The sequence below is a fragment of the Serratia sp. BNK-17 genome, from assembly GCF_048684935.1.
GTDB classification, from domain to species: domain Bacteria; phylum Pseudomonadota; class Gammaproteobacteria; order Enterobacterales; family Enterobacteriaceae; genus Serratia; species Serratia nematodiphila.
The window spans coordinates 2,323,328-2,340,434 of sequence record NZ_JBLQTR010000001.1; the positions used below are offsets into that span (position 1 = coordinate 2,323,328).

General features: G+C 61.1%; 14 protein-coding genes. 7 read left to right on the plus strand and 7 right to left on the minus strand.

Annotated elements, in window-relative coordinates:
* Nucleotides 1-2 precede the first annotated feature (2 nt).
* Together ACMGF7_RS11095 and ACMGF7_RS11100 are read right to left on the minus strand one after the other, a co-directional pair.
* Nucleotides 3-311 carry a putative quinol monooxygenase gene (locus ACMGF7_RS11095; RefSeq protein WP_420286435.1) on the minus strand — a complete coding sequence of 103 codons (309 nt, stop codon included), beginning with the start codon at nt 309-311 and terminating at the stop codon, nt 3-5.
* A 33-nt stretch (nt 312-344) separates the two neighbouring features.
* Nucleotides 345-926 (minus strand): NAD(P)H-dependent oxidoreductase, encoded by a 582-nt coding sequence (locus tag ACMGF7_RS11100; protein ID WP_049189070.1) that lies wholly within the window; start codon nt 924-926, stop codon nt 345-347.
* Between the two features lie 325 nt (nt 927-1,251).
* Between ACMGF7_RS11100 and parC the strand changes: the two genes are divergently transcribed.
* From parC to ftsP, 3 genes are all read left to right on the plus strand, one after another.
* Nucleotides 1,252-3,525 (plus strand): DNA topoisomerase IV subunit A, encoded by a 2,274-nt coding sequence (parC, locus tag ACMGF7_RS11105; protein WP_004937261.1) that lies wholly within the window; start codon nt 1,252-1,254, stop codon nt 3,523-3,525.
* A 246-nt stretch (nt 3,526-3,771) separates the two neighbouring features.
* Nucleotides 3,772-4,506 carry a 1-acylglycerol-3-phosphate O-acyltransferase gene (locus ACMGF7_RS11110; protein WP_004937266.1) on the plus strand — a complete coding sequence of 245 codons (735 nt, stop codon included), beginning with the start codon at nt 3,772-3,774 and terminating at the stop codon, nt 4,504-4,506.
* A 132-nt stretch (nt 4,507-4,638) separates the two neighbouring features.
* Entirely contained in the window at nt 4,639-6,054 is a 1,416-nt protein-coding gene (ftsP, locus tag ACMGF7_RS11115) for a cell division protein FtsP (RefSeq protein WP_004937270.1), read from the plus strand.
* A 17-nt stretch (nt 6,055-6,071) separates the two neighbouring features.
* Here the strand turns inward: ftsP and ACMGF7_RS11120 are convergent, their stop codons facing one another.
* Complete coding sequence (locus tag ACMGF7_RS11120; RefSeq protein WP_197763836.1) at nt 6,072-6,983, minus strand: LysR family transcriptional regulator; 912 nt, start codon at nt 6,981-6,983, stop codon at nt 6,072-6,074.
* A gap of 137 nt (nt 6,984-7,120) precedes the next feature.
* On the opposite strand from ACMGF7_RS11120, the gene xapA reads away from it, so the two are divergent.
* Together xapA and ACMGF7_RS11130 are read left to right on the plus strand one after the other, a co-directional pair.
* Nucleotides 7,121-7,942 (plus strand): xanthosine phosphorylase, encoded by an 822-nt coding sequence (gene xapA / locus ACMGF7_RS11125; protein ID WP_197763837.1) that lies wholly within the window; start codon nt 7,121-7,123, stop codon nt 7,940-7,942.
* Nucleotides 7,943-8,023: 81 nt separating this feature from the next.
* Complete coding sequence (locus tag ACMGF7_RS11130; protein ID WP_049241560.1) at nt 8,024-9,274, plus strand: nucleoside permease; 1,251 nt, start codon at nt 8,024-8,026, stop codon at nt 9,272-9,274.
* 34 nt (nt 9,275-9,308) lie between these two features.
* Here the strand turns inward: ACMGF7_RS11130 and ACMGF7_RS11135 are convergent, their stop codons facing one another.
* Together ACMGF7_RS11135 and ACMGF7_RS11140 are read right to left on the minus strand one after the other, a co-directional pair.
* Nucleotides 9,309-10,241 carry a PfkB family carbohydrate kinase gene (locus ACMGF7_RS11135; protein WP_049241521.1) on the minus strand — a complete coding sequence of 311 codons (933 nt, stop codon included), beginning with the start codon at nt 10,239-10,241 and terminating at the stop codon, nt 9,309-9,311.
* Nucleotides 10,238-11,635 (minus strand): purine-cytosine permease family protein, encoded by a 1,398-nt coding sequence (locus ACMGF7_RS11140; RefSeq protein WP_049241523.1) that lies wholly within the window; start codon nt 11,633-11,635, stop codon nt 10,238-10,240. Before ACMGF7_RS11140 ends, ACMGF7_RS11135 begins: the two co-directional genes overlap by 4 nt.
* Before the next feature lie 658 nt (nt 11,636-12,293).
* Here ACMGF7_RS11140 and ACMGF7_RS11145 point away from each other — a divergent pair.
* Together ACMGF7_RS11145 and ACMGF7_RS11150 are read left to right on the plus strand one after the other, a co-directional pair.
* Nucleotides 12,294-13,028 (plus strand): GntR family transcriptional regulator, encoded by a 735-nt coding sequence (locus ACMGF7_RS11145; RefSeq protein ID WP_004937283.1) that lies wholly within the window; start codon nt 12,294-12,296, stop codon nt 13,026-13,028.
* A gap of 80 nt (nt 13,029-13,108) precedes the next feature.
* Nucleotides 13,109-15,277 (plus strand): YgiQ family radical SAM protein, encoded by a 2,169-nt coding sequence (locus ACMGF7_RS11150; protein ID WP_004937285.1) that lies wholly within the window; start codon nt 13,109-13,111, stop codon nt 15,275-15,277.
* A gap of 63 nt (nt 15,278-15,340) precedes the next feature.
* Here ACMGF7_RS11150 and ACMGF7_RS11155 read toward each other — a convergent pair whose 3' ends face one another.
* Together ACMGF7_RS11155 and dkgA are read right to left on the minus strand one after the other, a co-directional pair.
* Nucleotides 15,341-15,946: a transglycosylase SLT domain-containing protein gene (locus tag ACMGF7_RS11155; RefSeq protein ID WP_049241526.1), complete on the minus strand. Its 606-nt coding sequence runs from the start codon at nt 15,944-15,946 to the stop codon at nt 15,341-15,343.
* Between the two features lie 141 nt (nt 15,947-16,087).
* Nucleotides 16,088-16,912, minus strand: a complete 825-nt coding sequence (gene dkgA, locus ACMGF7_RS11160; RefSeq protein WP_004937289.1) for a 2,5-didehydrogluconate reductase DkgA — start codon at nt 16,910-16,912, stop codon at nt 16,088-16,090.
* Nucleotides 16,913-17,107 lie beyond the last annotated feature (195 nt).

A 17,107-nucleotide genomic window follows, 5' to 3' on the forward strand; every position in this document is an offset into this window, starting at 1 on the left:
GCTTACAGGGCGTTTTCCAGGATGTAGATCTCGGTGTCCAGCACGCTGTCCTTGATGGTCTCGCGGTGTTTGAGCATGTGCTCAATGGCCAGGTGTTTTTCCAGATGCTCCATGCTTTCCCATTTCTCCAGCATGAACACCGAATCCGGCGACCGTTTCTGCCAGGGGGCCTGGGTATTGCTGTCGACCATCGGCGTATATTCGCCGCAGCCGTCTTCCGCCAGCACCAGCGGCACCAGTTTTTCAATGGCTTGCAGTACGGTGGCGCGGTGGCCGGGTTTCACTTTGATTTCTGCGATTACGGTGATCATGTCTGCCTCGTTGATGAGAATGTTCCGCGTCAGTTAAGCAAAAATTTTCGCCAAATGCTCGCGATAACGTGCGATGTCCGCTTCGATATCCGGTTGTTTTATCACGTTATTGCAGATAAAGGTCGGCAGCGCTTCCATTCCCAGGAACTGGTTGGCCTTGTGGAAGTGCAGGTAAACGCCGTCGACGCCGACGCCGTGGAAGAACTGATCGGGATCGGTGAAGGCCTCCATCGGGGCGTTCCAGGTCAGGCTCAGCAGGTATTTTTTGCCCTGGATCAGGCCGCCGGAGCCATATTTTTTGCTTTCGTCAGAACGAGAGCGACCGTCGTTGGCATACAGGCTGCCGTGACCGGCGGTGAACACTTCATCGATGTATTTTTTCAGGATCCAAGGTTCGCCCATCCACCAGCCCGGCATCTGATAGATGACCGCGTCGGCCCACAGGTATTTCTGTACTTCGGCTTCGATGTCATAGCCGTCGTCGACCACGGTGACCTGCACATCGTGCTGCAGATCGCGCAGGAAGCTTTCCGCCACGTCGCTCAGGGTTTGGTTGAGTTCGCCGTTGGAATGGCCGAATTGTTTTTTAGCGTTGATAATCAGGATATTGCTCATCTTTCGCGGCTCCCGTCAGTGTTAAGATATGGCATGCTTCCCGCGGAAAAGGCGGAAACCATCTCGCTGGTGACGAGTGTAATCGTGAGTCAGGCAAGTAAAAATGCGATCCAGCGCACAACAGTGTTGACTGCCAGTCAATAAAGAGGCCGCCAGGTAGCGAAATTTTGCATAAACCGCATCGCGCAATCGGCCGTCGCCGGCGATCCTTGCGCCAACTGTGACAGCTACCCCGCAGATGGGTTACTATCGCGGGCAGAATCGACAAGCGATGCCTTTTGTCGTCCAAGGGATTGCCAAGCCACGGTCTGAGGATAATTGAGTAATGAGTGATCTGACTCATGACGGTGTAGAGCGTTTACCGCTGCACACATTCACTGAAAACGCCTATCTGAACTATTCCATGTACGTCATCATGGATCGGGCGTTGCCGTACATTGGCGACGGTTTGAAGCCGGTACAACGCCGCATCATCTACGCCATGTCTGAGCTGGGGCTGACCAACAGCGCCAAATTCAAGAAATCCGCCCGCACCGTGGGCGACGTGCTGGGTAAGTATCACCCGCACGGCGACAGCGCGTGTTATGAAGCCATGGTGCTGATGGCGCAGCCGTTCTCGTATCGCTATCCGCTGGTGGACGGCCAGGGGAACTGGGGTGCGCCGGACGATCCCAAGTCGTTCGCGGCGATGCGTTATACCGAATCGCGCCTGTCCAAATACGCCGAGGTCTTGCTGGCCGAACTGGGCCAGGGCACGGTCGACTGGATCCCGAACTTTGACGGCACGCTGCAAGAGCCGAAGATGCTGCCGGCGCGTCTGCCGAACATCCTGCTGAACGGCACCACCGGCATCGCGGTCGGCATGGCGACCGACATTCCGCCGCACAACGTGCGCGAGGTCGCCGCTGCGGCGGTGGCGCTGCTCGACAAGCCGGGCGCCTCGCTCGATGACCTGCTCGAGTTCGTGCAGGGGCCGGACTTCCCGACCGAAGCCGAGATCATTACCCCGCGCGATGAAATTCGCAAAATTTACCAGAGCGGCCGCGGCTCGGTGCGCATGCGCGCCGTGTGGAAGAAAGAGGACGGCAGCGCGGTGATTACCGCCTTGCCGCATCAGGTCTCCGGCGCCAAGGTGCTGGAGCAGATCGCCAGCCAGATGCGCGCCAAGAAGCTGCCGATGGTCGAGGATCTGCGCGATGAATCCGACCACGAAAACCCGACGCGTCTGGTGATCGTGCCGCGTTCCAACCGCATCGATCTGGAGCAGGTGATGAATCACCTGTTCGCCACCACCGATCTGGAACGCAGCTACCGCATCAACATGAACATGATCGGTCTGGACAACCGCCCGCAGGTGAAAGGGCTGGTGGAGATCCTCACCGAGTGGCTGGCCTATCGTCGCGATACGGTGCGCCGCCGCCTGAACTACCGCCTCGAGAAGGTGCTCAAGCGTTTGCATATCCTCGAAGGTTTGCTGGTGGCGTTCCTCAATATCGACGAGGTGATCCACATCATCCGCAGCGAGGATGAGCCGAAGCCGGTGCTGATGCAGCGTTTCGGCATCTCCGATACCCAGGCGGAAGCGATCCTCGAGCTGAAACTGCGTCATCTGGCCAAGCTGGAAGAGGTCAAGATCCGCGGTGAGCAGGACGAGCTGGCGAAAGAACGCGATCAACTGCAGGCGCTGCTGGCGTCCGAGCGCAAGCTGAATACGCTGATTAAGAAAGAGATCCAGGCCGACGCGCAAACCTACGGCGACGATCGCCGTTCGCCGCTGACCGAGCGTGCGGAAGCCAAGGCGATGAGCGAGCACGACTTCGTGCCGTCCGAGCCGGTGACCATCGTGCTGTCGGAAATGGGCTGGGTGCGCAGCGCCAAGGGCCACGACATCGATCCGACAGGGTTGAGCTACAAGGCCGGCGACAGCTTCCGCGGCGCGGCGCGCGGCAAGAGCAACCAGCCGGTGGTGTTCATCGACTCTACCGGGCGCAGCTATGCGCTCGATCCGATGACGCTGCCTTCGGCGCGCGGGCAGGGCGAGCCGCTGACCGGCAAGCTGACGCCGCCGCCGGGCGCCACCATCGAGCAGGTGCTGATGGCGGCCGACGATCAGAAACTGCTGATGGCTTCCGACGCCGGTTACGGTTTCGTTTGCACCTTCAACGATCTGGTGGCGCGCAACCGCGCCGGCAAGGTGATGATCACGCTGCCGGACAACGCCAGAGCGCTGCCGCCGATGGAGATCCACGGCGCAGACGATATGCTGCTGTCGATTACCGCCGCCGGGCGCATGCTGATGTTCCCGGTCGCCGATCTGCCGCAGCTGTCGAAGGGCAAGGGCAACAAGATCGTCTCCATTCCGGCGGCGCAGGCCGCCGCCGGTGAAGACAAGCTGGCCTGGCTGTTCGTGCTGCCGCCGCAGGCCTCCGTCACGCTGCACGTCGGCAAACGCAAGCTGACGCTGCGTCCGGAAGATCTGCAGAAGTTCCGTGCGGAGCGCGGCCGTAAGGGCACCCAGTTGCCGCGCGGCCTGCAGCGCATCGATCGCGTGGAAGTGGATGCGCCGGTGCGGGCGTCGGGTGGCGACAGCGAAGAGTAAGCGTTGGCGCCGGCGTTAACGGGCGGTCGCAGCGAGCTGTGGCCGCCTTATTTATTTTTGCTGGCGTTTATTTTCCAAATAGTTAACATTTCTGCGCATAAAATTATTGTGCGTACTGCCGCCTGGCAGGAAAATAGCGAGAAATGCAGGCGACATCGGCGTGCTTACCGCCTGGCCGGCAAATAATGAGTAAAGGAATCTGCGCAGCGAAGTAAACTGCGTTGGCAGTGTGCTAATGAGGTTGTTATGTTATTGATTTTGCGTGCCGTTCTCGCCACTCTTTTCTGTATTCTGGTGTGTATTTTCGGTTCTGTTTATTGCTTGTTCAGCCCGCGCAACCCTCGCCATGTGGCGACCTTCGGCCATCTTTTCGGCCGCCTGTCGACGCTGTTCGGCATCAAGGTTGAAACCCGCGTGCCGGCCGATGCGGCCAACAATGGCAACTGCATCTATATCGCCAACCACCAAAATAACTACGACATGGTGACGGCCTCCAATATCGTGCAGCCGCGCACCGTGACCGTCGGTAAAAAAAGTCTGGTGTGGATCCCGTTTTTCGGCCCGCTGTATTGGCTGACCGGTAATCTGCTGATAGATCGTGATAATCGCGCCAAGGCGCACGGCACCATCGCCCAGGTGGCGGAGCAGTTCAAAAAGAAAGATATTTCGATCTGGATGTTCCCGGAAGGGACCCGCAGCCGCGGTCGTGGGCTGATGCCGTTTAAAACCGGCGCGTTCCACGCGGCCATCGCCGCCGGCGTGCCGATTGTGCCGATCTGCGTATCGACCACCAGCGGTAATATAAATCTTAATCGCTGGAATAACGGTCATGTGATCGTCGAGATGTTGGCGCCGGTGGATACCAGCAAATACGGCAAAGAAAACGTGCGCGAGCTGGCGGCCCATTGCCGCGAGCTGATGGAGGCGAAAATCGCCGAATTGGACGCCGAAGTCGCCCAGCGCAACGCCGCCAAAAAATAAGAGTCTACCGGCTTCAAAGAATAGGATTTTAATTGGCGTTCAGCGCCGTTAACGCCTGAACGCCTGCTAATCTTGATTGGCGGGCGTTTGGGTTTTGCACACGGTTTAGTTATTGCTTTTCATGGAGAAAATATGTCACTCAGTCGACGTCAGTTTTTACAGGCATCGGGCCTGGCGCTGTGCGCGGGCGCCGTGCCGCTGAGGGCTGAGGCGAGCGGAACGCAGACCCCGTTACCCATTCCCCCGCTGCTGGAGTCTCGCCGCGGTCAGCCGCTGTTCCTGACCTTGCAGCGCGCCCATTGGGCGTTTATGGATAACCGCAAAGCGGCGGTGTGGGGCATCAATGGCATGTACCTGGGGCCGACGGTGCGGGTTTACAGCGGTGACGACGTCAAACTGATCTACAGCAACCGCCTGCAGGAGCCGGTAGCGATGACCGTCAGCGGTCTGCAGGTGCCAGGCACGCTGATGGGCGGCGCGCCGCGCATGATGTCGCCTAACGTCGACTGGTCGCCGGTGCTGCCCATTCGTCAGGCGGCGGCCACCTGCTGGTACCATGCCAACACGCCGAACCGTATGGCACCGCACGTTTACAACGGGCTGGCCGGGCTGTGGCTGGTGGAAGATGCCGTCAGCAAAGCGCTGCCGCTGCCCAACCACTACGGCGTCGACGATTTCCCGCTGATCATTCAGGACAAACGCTTCGATAACTTCGGCACACCGCAATACGATGCACCGTCGCAGGGCGGTTTCGTCGGCGATACGCTGTTGGTCAACGGCGTGCAAAACCCGTATGTCGACGTGTCGCGCGGCTGGGTGCGTCTGCGCCTGCTTAACGCCTCCAACGCGCGCCGCTATACCCTGCAGCTCAGCGACGGGCGGCCGTTCAACGTGATTGCCAGCGATCAGGGCTTCCTGCCTGCGCCGGTCGCGGTGCAGCAGCTGTCGTTGGCGCCTGGCGAACGCCGGGAAGTGCTGATCGACATGTCGAAGGGCGAGGAGGTGACCATCACCGCCGGTGAAGCGGCGGGCATCATGGATCGCCTGCGCGGCCTGTTCGAGCCGTCGAGCATTCTGGTGTCCACCCAGGTGCTGACGCTGCGCCCGACCGGCCTGCTGCCGCTGGTGACCGACAACCTGCCGATGCGCCTGCTGGCGGATCAGCTGTTGGACGGCAGCGCCAGCCGCACCCGCGATTTCCGCCTGGGCGACGGCGGCGTCGGCATCAACGGCGCGATTTGGGACATGAACCGCATCGACGTACAGGCGCAGCAAGGCACCTGGGAACGCTGGAACATTCACGCGGATACGCCGCAGGCGTTCCATATTCAGGGCGTGCAGTTCTTGATCAAACGCGTCAACGGCGCGCAGCCGATGGCGGAAGATCGCGGCTGGAAGGACACCGTCTGGGTCGATGGCGACGTCGAGCTGCTGGTGTATTTCAACCAACCTACCTCCGAACACTTCCCGTTCCTGTATTACAGCCAGACGCTGGAGATGGCCGATCGCGGCACCGCCGGCCAACTGATGGTGCAGCCGACGATGTAATCTGCGCTGTGGGCCGCTTACGGCGCCCGCAGCATTTCCAGGAAGGCCTGCACCACCGGCGTGACGCTGTCGGTGCGATACACCGCGTATAAATCCGCCGGCGGCGCCTGTTGCAGCGAGCAAAAGCGTACGCCGGGCCACGGGATGCGGCCGTAGCTGTCCGGCAGCAGCGTGATGCCGCAGCCTTCCGCCACCAGCGCCAGCAGGGTCTGCGGTTCGTTGACCTGATAAGCGACGTCCGGCAAAAATCCCTGCTGCAGACACAGATTGTGCAGATACAGCCCCAGGCTGGCCTCATGCGGCGGCAGCACGATGAAGCTGTCGTTCTGCAGCGCCGCCAGCGGGATGTTTTCCTGCCGCGCCAGCGGATGATCGAGCGGCAGCACCACGGCGATGCTCTCGCTTGCCAACCGTTGGCAGGTTAACCCCGGCAGCGTCTGCTGCTGCGCCTCTCGCCAGACCCCGATGTCGATATGCCGCTTTTGCAGCGCGGCGATTTGCTGGCTGGGCGTCAGCTCGTTCAACGACCAGGTGACGCCGGCGCTCCGCTCGCTGAACCGCCGCAGCGCCGCGATCAGGCCGCCCCAGGCCGAGGTGCCGACCATGCCGACCACCATGTGGCCGCCTTCGCCACGCCCCATCTGTTGCACCTGATGCAATGCGCTGTCGGCCTGATCCAGCAGCCGCTCGACGTTGCGCAGCAGCGTGCGGCCGGCCGGCGTCAGCGTCATGGAGCGGGTAGTGCGTTTGAACAGCACCACCCCGAGCTGGCTCTCCAGCTCCTTGATGTGCTTGCTGAGCGGCGGCTGTGACATATTCAGCCGCCGCGCCGCCTGGGTGAAGTTCATCTCTTCCGCCACCACGCGGAAATAGTGCAGCAGGCGGAAGTTAATCCGGCCGGGATCGGGCAGGGCATGGGGCGGATTCATACGGGGTATCGCCTCCTTGTGACGCAGCTCAACTTATAGGTAAATGGAATAAATCGGCCGCCAAGAATGTATTGGTCTCGGCCGCGCCTCGCTCTCTACTATGGGGCTTATTATCCCCCGCTGAAAGAGAGAATACGATGTTTAATCAAGAAGATGCTTTTATCTGCGCCGATGTCGTCCGCGCACGCCTGCCGGGTTTCCAGCCGAAAGCGGCCTTGATTCTCGGCTCCGGGCTCGGCGCCCTGGCGGAGGTGATGACCGAAACCGTCACCCTCGATTACGCGGAGCTGCCGGGCTTCCCGGTGAGCGGCGTCGCCGGCCACGCCGGGCAACTGGTCGCCGGCAAGCTGGAGGGCGTGCCGGTATTGTGCATGAAAGGGCGCGGTCATTTCTATGAAGGGCGTGGCATGCAGGTGATGACCACCGCAGTGCGCACCTTCAAACTGCTGGGTTGCGAATTCCTGCTGGCGACCAATGCCGCCGGTTCGCTGCGCCGTTCGGTGGCGCCGGGCAGCCTGGTGGCCATTACCGATCACATCAATTTCATGCCGGAATCACCGCTGGTCGGCGCCAACGACGATCGCTTCGGGCCGCGCTTCTTCAGCCTGGCGAACGCCTACGATCGCGATCTGCGCGCCCGGCTGGCGGCGGTGGCCGAAAGCGCGGGCATCCCGCTGGCGGAAGGGGTATTCGCCGCCTACACCGGTCCGAACTTCGAAACGCCGGCGGAGATCCGCATGATGCAGACCCTGGGCTGCGACGTAGTGGGGATGTCGATCGTGCCGGAGGTCCTGACGGCGCGGCACTGTGGCCTCAAGGTGCTGGTGGTGTCCGCGATGACCAACTACGCCGAAGGGCTGTCGGATACGCCTCTTTCTCACGAACAAACGCTCAGCTGCGCGGCGCTGGCGGCGGACGATTTCATGCGCCTGATCCGCGAGCTGTTCAAAACGCTGTAACACCGCAAGCAAACCGGCGGCGGGCTGCAGGGGGCCCGCCGCACCAATCATCGTTGAAAGCATAATAACAAGGTGATGGCGATGGCGATAAAAACACGATTGAAGGTAATGATTTTCCTGCAGTTCTTTATCTGGGGCGCCTGGCTGGTGACGCTGGGCTCCTACATGATCAACACGCTGCATTTCAGCGGCATGCAGGTGGGGATGGTCTACAGCGCCAAGGGCATTGCGGCGCTGATCATGCCGGGCCTGGCGGGCATCATCGCCGACCGGTGGATGAAGGCCAACTATCTGTATGCGCTTTGCCACCTGCTCGGGGCGCTGGCGCTGTACTGCGCGGCGCAGGTCGAGCAACCGATGCTGATGTTCTGGGTGATGCTGTTCAATGCCATGGTCTATATGCCGACCATCGCGCTCTCCAACGCCATTTCCTATTTTTGCCTCGAAAAGCACGGCTTTGACACGGTGAGGGACTTTCCGCCGGTGCGGGTGTACGGCACCGTGGGGTTCATTCTGGCGATGTGGTTGGTCGGTTTCAGCCGCATCGAGCTCAGCAATCTGCAGCTGTATCTGGCATCTGCGGCGTCACTGCTGCTGTCCGCCTATTCGCTGACGCTGCCGCGCTGCCCGACCAACCGCGCGGCCGAGTCGAAGAGCTGGGTGAGCGTGTTGGGGCTGGATGCGCTGGTGTTGTTCCGCCAGCGGCGCATGGCGCTGTTTTTCCTGTTCGCCATGTTGCTTGGTGCGGCGCTGCAGATAACCAATACCTTCGGCAACCCGTTCCTGCACGATCTGTCGCTCAATCCGCTGTATCAGGACAGCCTCAGCGTCCGGTATCCGGCGGTGCTGCTGTCGCTGTCGCAGATCTCTGAAGTGTTCTTTATCCTCACCATACCCTTCTTCCTGCGCCGTTACGGCATCAAGCAGGTGATGCTGATCAGCATGGCGGCCTGGACGCTGCGCTTTCTGTTCCTGGCGTACGGCACGCCGGTCGGCTTTGGTTTCGTGCTGCTGTTGCTGTCGATGATTGTCTACGGCTGTGCGTTCGACTTCTTTAATATCTCCGGCGCCATCTTCGTCGAGAAGGAGGCCGATCACCGCATCCGCGCCAGCGCGCAGGGGCTGTTCATGACCATGGTGAACGGTTTGGGCGCCTATCTGGGGGCGCTCGCCAGCGGTGAGGTGGTGGACTTCTTCAGCCATGACGGCGTGAAAGACTGGCAGAGCATCTGGCTGGTGTTTGCGCTGTATACGCTGGTGCTGGGGATTGTGTTCGCGCTGAGCTTCAACTATCGCCACCGGCCGCAGGAGAACGCGGCGGCGGCGCAGTGAGGCAGAGGGCGCGGCTTTGCTGCGCCCTGAAACGTCAGGCCTGCGGGAAGCGCTGTTGCAGCTGCTGCCGGTCCGGCGGATTGGCGGCACCGAGGCTGGCCACCACGCAAGCGGCGACCCGGTTGGCCAGATCGACCGCCCGCGGCAGCGGCCAGCCGGCGGACAGGCCTGCCAGCAAACCGGCGCAGTGGGCATCGCCCGCGCCGATGGTGTCAACGACCTCTACCGGATAGGCCGGAACGTGCAGCGGCGGTGTGCGGCCGTCGCAGATCCATGCGCCGTCGCGATCCAGGCGGCAAATCAGCGTCAGATTACGCGCGGCGGCATAGCGCTGTGCGGCCTCCACGGCGTCGCCGGCGCCGCACAGCGTGGCCACTTCGTCGCGGTTAAGCGTCAGCAGGGTGTGGCTGTCGCTGAGCATGGCGAAGAAATCTTCGCTGAGCTGGGCGATGCGCGGGCCGGGATCGATCAGGCGCGGTTGGTCGAACGGCATGCGCGTCAACCACTCGCGCAGCGCTTCGCCGTTTTCGCCGGCCAGCTCGTAGCCGCTGGCGTAGATCAGCGTGTGTTCCGTCAGCGGCAGGGTCGCCAGCTGCGCTTTATTCCATTGGCTTTCGCAACCGGAAACCGTGATAAAGGTGCGTTCGCCGTCCGGTTCCACCAGCGCCAGGCACCAGCCGTTGTCCATCTGACCGTGGCGCAACAGCACCTCCAGCCCCAGTTCGCCCATGGCGGCTTCGATCGCCGCGCCCCATTCGCCGTTGCCGACCGGCATACCGTTGATCACCGGAACTTCAAGGCGCGTCAGCGCGCGCGCTACGTTGAACGCGCAGCCGCCGATTTGCCGCGCCTGCGGCTGGGCTTCGATATCTTCGCCGCTGGTCGGCAGGCGGGGCAGCGTCATCACCAGATCGCCGACCGCGCCCCCCATCACCAGGACAGGTGTTACAGCTTCCCACTCATTCATTGATGTTCTCTGCGTTGGGTCAGGTACAGACCGTAAGCGATCAGACTAACCGCAAACGACACAAACAGCCCCAGGCTGGAGTCGGCGAACAAGCCTTTGGCCAGCGGGCCGTCGATAAAACCGGTTTTGGTGACCAGCAGGCCGCACAGGGCGCCGAGGAACCAGCAGAACAGCGGGGCTTTGCGCACGCCGCGGTTCTGGCCATGCAGGCCGTACAAAGCGTTGCCATCATACCCGTGGCGGCGGCGCAGGCACAGGTAATCGAGCAGGAAAATCGCCTCCCAGGCCGCCAGGAACACCCCGCAGAACACCAGGAAGGAGATGAACGGCCCCATGAAATCCCCGGAGATGAACAGGACATACAGGGCGATGCCCAGCACCACCACGGCGTCGATCGATACCGCCAGCCACTGTTTGACCTGCACGCCGATGGTCAGCAGGTTAAGGCTGGCGGAATACAGGCTGAGCACTGCGATGGTGACGATGCCGGCGGTGGCGGCCAGCAGATAAGGGATGGCCATCCAGGCGGGCAGCACCGAGCCTATCAGCGCGATGGGGTTGGCGGCGCTGGCCAGATCGGGGAGCTGCACGGAAAGCAGAATACCGGCCAGCATCAGCAGCATCAGCGGCAAACAGGCACCGCCCATCACCGCGGCGAAAATGCCTTTGCTCGACGAGCTCGGGCTTTGATAGCGGCTGTAATCGGCGCCGGCGATTGCCCAGCTGATGCCGGTGCCGGCGGCGATCACCGATACCGCCGGCAGGAAACCGGTCAGCCAGCTGCCGGATGGCAGCGCCAGCACCTGGCTCCACTCGGTATTGAACAGGATATAGAGCACCACGATCAGCGTCATGGTGCCAAAGATGCGGCTGAACCAGCTTTGCATCCAGACCACGGTATTTTGCCCCAGCAGGCTGACGACGACAGTGAGCCCGCCGAACAGCAGCAGGCTGAGCGCGGTCAGCAGGTGGTTGGTTCCCAGTCCGAAGGCCTCGAACAGCGCCGCCAGCGTCAGGGTGCCGGTGATCACGTTGACCGCTTCCCAGCCCATCAGGTTGATCCAACTGAACAGGGTGGGCGCCACGTTGCCCTTCAGCCCGAAAATCACTCGCGAGAGCGTCAGCGTAGAGGTACGCCCACGCTTGCCGGCGAAGCTGGTGAGGCCGACCAGCACGAAGCTGGCGACGCCGACCAGCGCGGCGAGTACCGATTGCAGAAAGGATAAGCCGAAGCCGACGATGATGGCGCCGTACACCACGCCGAGAATACCGATATTGGCCGCCGACCAGATCCAAAACAGCTCGATGGGCTTACCGGTCTGTTCCGCGTCCGGCACCCGGTCGATACCGGTGCTTTCTACCTTCCATGCTTCATTGCGATTGATATCGGTCATAGCAAATGATCCCTGTTGCGCAGGGCCGCGAGGGCCGCCGCAGTTGACTGAAAATCGATTCCGTTGGCGCGGTTGAGGCCGGCTATCCCGTTGTCGGTGAAGACGCCGATTCCGCGCAGTGTGTAGCGGCTGATGCCGCCGGGTCTGTCAAAATGAGGGCGGTATCCGCCTTATCGGGTGAGGCACGTCGGCCGCACGGCGCCAATGAGTGTAGTCAAAGAGTGGGTCTGCAGCGGGGTTTGGCGAAGCGGGAACCTTTCTATTTGCCGACATCGATCCGGTTCGCCCACCGCGAGGGGATCCTGTGATGTGGCGATGAGCAGTGAGCAGGCTATCCATTAGCTACGTTGCTTATTCTCGGCCGTTTGTGCTGACAGTATAGGCCCGCTACCGGCCATCAAGGGTATCCTTTAGGGCTGGCAGCGGGTTTTTTATTGTTTTTAAAGTGGGTCCCTGGTGTTGGTGCGATTGATGTATCAACATCAATAAGCACAGATTACGCGCGATCTAGATCCAATGAAAGTCCATTAGGCAAAAATTGTGATGCCACACTGAAAACATTAGCGATATTTTAGTTAAGGTGAGGGGCTTATCGCCGGATCGGCGATAGGATAAAAAACGAAATCCAGACAAATGGCATAGGTAAGAGGGCGGGCGAATGACGGATTTTATGGCCTGGCTGCGTGGCCATCTGGCCCAGGGGGCGGTAGCGCCGCGTTATATTCAGCTGGCGACGGCGATAGAAACCGCGATCAGGCAGCAGGTGTTGGCGGCGGAGGCATTTCTGCCGCCGGAACGGCAGATGGCGGAAGGTTTGGCGCTGTCGCGTGTCACCGTCAGCAAGGCGATGAAGCTGCTGGAGGAGAAGGGGCTGATTTCGCGGCAGCAGGGCGTTGGCACCCGCGTGGCGATGCGCATCGGCTATTCCCTCGATAAGGACAGCGGGTTTACCGCTCAGGCGCTGCGTCATGGCAGCCGCGTCAGCAATCGATGGCTGCTGCGCACCCGAGTCGGCGCGCCGGCCAAGGCCGCGGCGGCGTTGGGACTGGCGGAGGGGGATGAAGTGATCAAACTGCGGCGGTTACGCTTGCTGAACGGCAGCCCGGTCTCGCTGGAAACCACCTATATACCACCGCGCTTCTTGCCCGAACCGGCGCAGCTGGAACACTCGCTGTATGCGTTATGGCAATCGCGCGGCATCGTGCCGGAGGATAAACACTTTCTGTTGAAGGCGGTGTCCTGCAGCGACGAGGTCGCCGAACTGCTCAACGTGCCGTGCGGCGCACCGTTGTTGCACATCATCCAAACCAGCCGCAACGCTCAGGGTGAGGCGCTGGAGTTCAGCGATATCTTGTGCCGCAGCGACGTTTATGAATTCGAAGTGAACGGTTAGCGAAATAACCATGCTCTTTTTGCCACTAGTGCGTATAATCGCCGCCCGGCGATTAATTAACCTGTAAAAAGAGCAGCAGAATGAGCACCACCAGCCTGATCCAACCCGATCGTGAACTGTTTTCCTATAAGCCTTATTGGGCCGAATGTTTTGGCACCGCGCCGTTTTTACCGATGTCGCGGGCAGAGATGGATCAACTGGGCTGGGACAGCTGCGACGTGATCATCATCAGCGGCGACGCCTACGTCGATCACCCAAGCTTCGGCATGGCGATCATCGGCCGCATGCTGGAAGCGCAAGGCTTTCGCGTCGGCATCATCGCGCAGCCGGACTGGAGCAATAAAGAAGACTTCATGCGGTTGGGGAAACCGAACCTGTTCTTCGGCATCACCGCCGGCAACATGGACTCGATGATCAACCGCTACACCGCCGATCGCAAACTGCGCCACGACGATGCCTATACCGCCGGCAACGTCGGCGGCAAGCGCCCGGATCGCGCTACCCTGGTCTACAGCCAGCGCTGCAAAGAAGCCTATAAAGACGTGCCGATCGTGCTGGGCGGCATTGAAGCCAGTCTGCGTCGCATCGCCCACTACGATTACTGGTCTGATACCGTGCGCCGCTCGGTGCTGGTGGACTCCAAAGCCGACATGCTGATCTACGGCAACGGCGAGCGTCCGCTGGTGGAAGTGGCGCACCGTCTGGCCGCCGGTGAGAAGATCGGCGATATCCACGATATCCGCAATACTGCGGTGATGCGCAAAGAAGCGCTACCGGGCTGGAGCGGCGTGGATTCCACCCGCCTCGACAAACCGGGCCGCATCGAACCTATCCCGAACCCGTACGGCGAGGATCTGCCGTGCGCCGACGGCGCCAAGCCGAAAGAGCCGGAAGCCAAGCCTGTCACGGTGCGCGCCGCCAAACCGAAGCCGTGGGAGAAGACCTACGTGCTGCTGCCGTCCTTCGAGAAAGTGAAGGGCGACAAGGTGCTGTATGCGCACACCTCGCGCATTTTGCACCATGAAACCAACCCAGGCTGCGCCCGCGCGCTGATGCAGAAACATGGTGACCGTTATGTGTGGATCAACCCGCCGGCGATCCCGCTGACCACGCCGGAGATGGACAGCGTCTTCGCCCTGCCTTATCAACGCGTACCGCACCCGTCCTACGGCCAGGATCGCATTCCGGCCTATGACATGATCCGTTTCTCGGTGAACATCATGCGCGGCTGCTACGGCGGCTGTTCGTTCTGTTCGATCACCGAGCATGAAGGGCGCATCATCCAGAGCCGTTCGGAGGATTCGATCGTTCGCGAAATCGAAGAGATCCGTGACAAGGTGCCGGGCTTTACCGGCGTGATCTCCGATCTGGGCGGCCCGACCGCCAACATGTATATGCTGCGTTGCACCAACCCGCGCGCTGAGCAGACCTGCCGCCGCGCCTCGTGCGTGTATCCGGAGATCTGCACCTATATGGATACCAACCACGAGCCGACCATCAAGCTGTATCGCCGCGCGCGTTCTCTGGAGGGCATCAAGAAGATCCTGATCGCTTCCGGGGTACGTTACGATCTGGCGGTGGAAGATCCGCGCTATATCAAGGAACTGGCGACCCACCACGTTGGCGGCTACCTGAAGATCGCGCCGGAGCACACCGAAGAAGGCCCGTTGTCGAAGATGATGAAACCGGGCATGGGCAGTTACGATCGCTTCAAGCAGCTGTTTGATCACTATTCGAAGCTGGCGGGCAAAGAGCAGTATCTGATCCCATACTTTATCTCGTCGCACCCGGGCACCCGTGATGAAGACATGGTGAACCTGGCGCTGTGGCTGAAGAAGAACCGTTTCCGCCTCGATCAGGTGCAGAACTTCTATCCTTCGCCGATGGCCAACTCCACCACCATGTATTACAGCGGCAAAAACCCGCTGAGCAAGGTGGGGTACAAGAGTGAAGACGTGGTGGTGCCGCGCGGCGATCGCCAGCGCCGCCTGCATAAGGCGCTGCTGCGTTACCACGATCCGGCCAACTGGGCGCTGATCCGCGCCGCGCTGGAAGAGATGGGCCTGAAGCACCTGATCGGCAGCCGCCGCGATTGTCTGGTGCCAGCGCCGAGCATCGACGAGCAGCGCGAAGCGAAACGGCTGCAGCGCCATACCCGGCCGGCGCTGACCAAACATACCGATATCAATCGGCAGCGCACGCCATCCAACCGGCCGCCGCGCAAACCGATTCGCAAAGCCAAGCCGTAACGGCCGCACCGCGTGCGTAAACAAAAAGGAGAACCCCCGGGTTCTCCTTTTTACTTTTGAGCGTCACAGCTGCTCGTAGGCGGCCTCCACTTTCATCAAATGGCGCGGCGCCTGCGGCGCGGGATGGTATTTGCGCACGTGCCAGTTAAAGGCCTCCGGCGACAGATTGTTGATCATCGCGATGGCCTGCTGACGGTTGCTGGAGAAGGTGCGCAGCAGCGCGCCGGTGCCGTTGACGTAGGCGATGATGGTGGCGTAGCGCAGCGTGACGGGATTGGCGATCCCTTTAAGCTGTTGTTTTTGCAAGGTGGCCAGATAGGCGGCGCCAAGATCGATATTGGTGTCGGGATCCCGCAGGTCATCGTCGTCCGGGCAGCCGCGTTTGCCTTTGTAGCGATAGGCATCGCAGCCGGCGGTATCGGCTTTCAGCTGCATCAGGCCGATCGCATTGGATCTGCTCACTGCGGCGGGGTTGAAACCGGACTCCACCTGGATCATGGCGGTGATCAGCTTGGCGTCCACGCCGTATTCGCTGGCGGCGTCTTTAATGGCGCTGTCGAAGGCGTGGCGATCGTAGCTGACGCGCTGTTTCTTGCCGGCGCAACCCGCCAGCACCAGCATGATGCAAAGCATGCCCAGCCGTGACCCGTGTGAGAAAGAAAATTTCATGGTGCTCCGTGCTTGTCTGTTTTTTTAACGGCGTGAACCGGCGGGCGGAGCCTCCGGCGTCGTCATCATAACGTCAGGCGGCGCAAGGGAGCAATGTGCGGGAAGGAAAAGCCCCCTCCGGCCGGAGAGGGCTTGAGGGGGTTACAGGGTATCCGGATCAGGCCCCAGGCGGTTGCCGACGTCCAGCTTGGCGATCTCGCCCAGCTCGTCCTTATCGAGTTTGAAATCAAATACCTCGAAGTTTTCGCGGATACGCGACGGCGTGACCGATTTCGGGATGACGATAAGACCGCTGTCCAGGTGCCAGCGCACCACAATCTGCGCCGGGGTTTTCTCGTATTTCTCGGCCAGCGCCTTGATCAGCGGCTGGTCGAACACCCCTTCACCGCCTTGCGCCAGCGGGCTCCAGGATTCGGTGGCGATATGGTGCGTGGCGTTCCAGGCGCGCAGCTGGCGCTGTTGCAGCAGCGGGTGCAGCTCGATCTGGTTGACCACCGGCGCCACGTTGGTTTCATCCAGCAGGCGCTGCAGGTGCGGCGTATGGAAGTTGCATACGCCGATGCTTTTCACCAGGCCTTGCTCGCGCAGTTTGATCAGCTCGCGCCAGGCGGAGACGTATTGATCCTGCTGCGGGCGCGGCCAGTGGATCAGATACAGATCCACATAGTCCAGCTTGAGTTTTTCCAGGCTGGTTTCCAGCGCCGCCAGCGGATCGCCCTGATCGTCGTTCCACAGCTTGGTGGTGATGAACAGGTCGCTGCGCGGCAGCGAGCTGGACTGCAGCGCGGCGCCGACGCCTTCCTCGTTCTTGTAGATCGCGGCGGTGTCGATGGAGCGGTAACCGATCTCCAGCGCTTTGCTCACCGCGCGGGTGGTCTCTTCAATACTCGCCTGCCAAACGCCGAGACCCAACTGCGGCATCAGATTACCATCGTGGAGTTTGATGATGGGTTGTTGCGTTGTCATGCGCATCTCCTTGTGTACGGATTGCGGCGCCTGCGGCGCCGAAACGGCTATAGATAAATTCTAGTTGGCAAAATGGGCGGTTGCCGGGTTTGCCAGCCTAATTTCAGCGGTGGCGGGAGGGCTATTTTCTCCCCGCTCTCCCTGCGAATGAGCGGTAAGACGAGTGGAGCGAAACGATCGGCGGCGCTGAAGCGC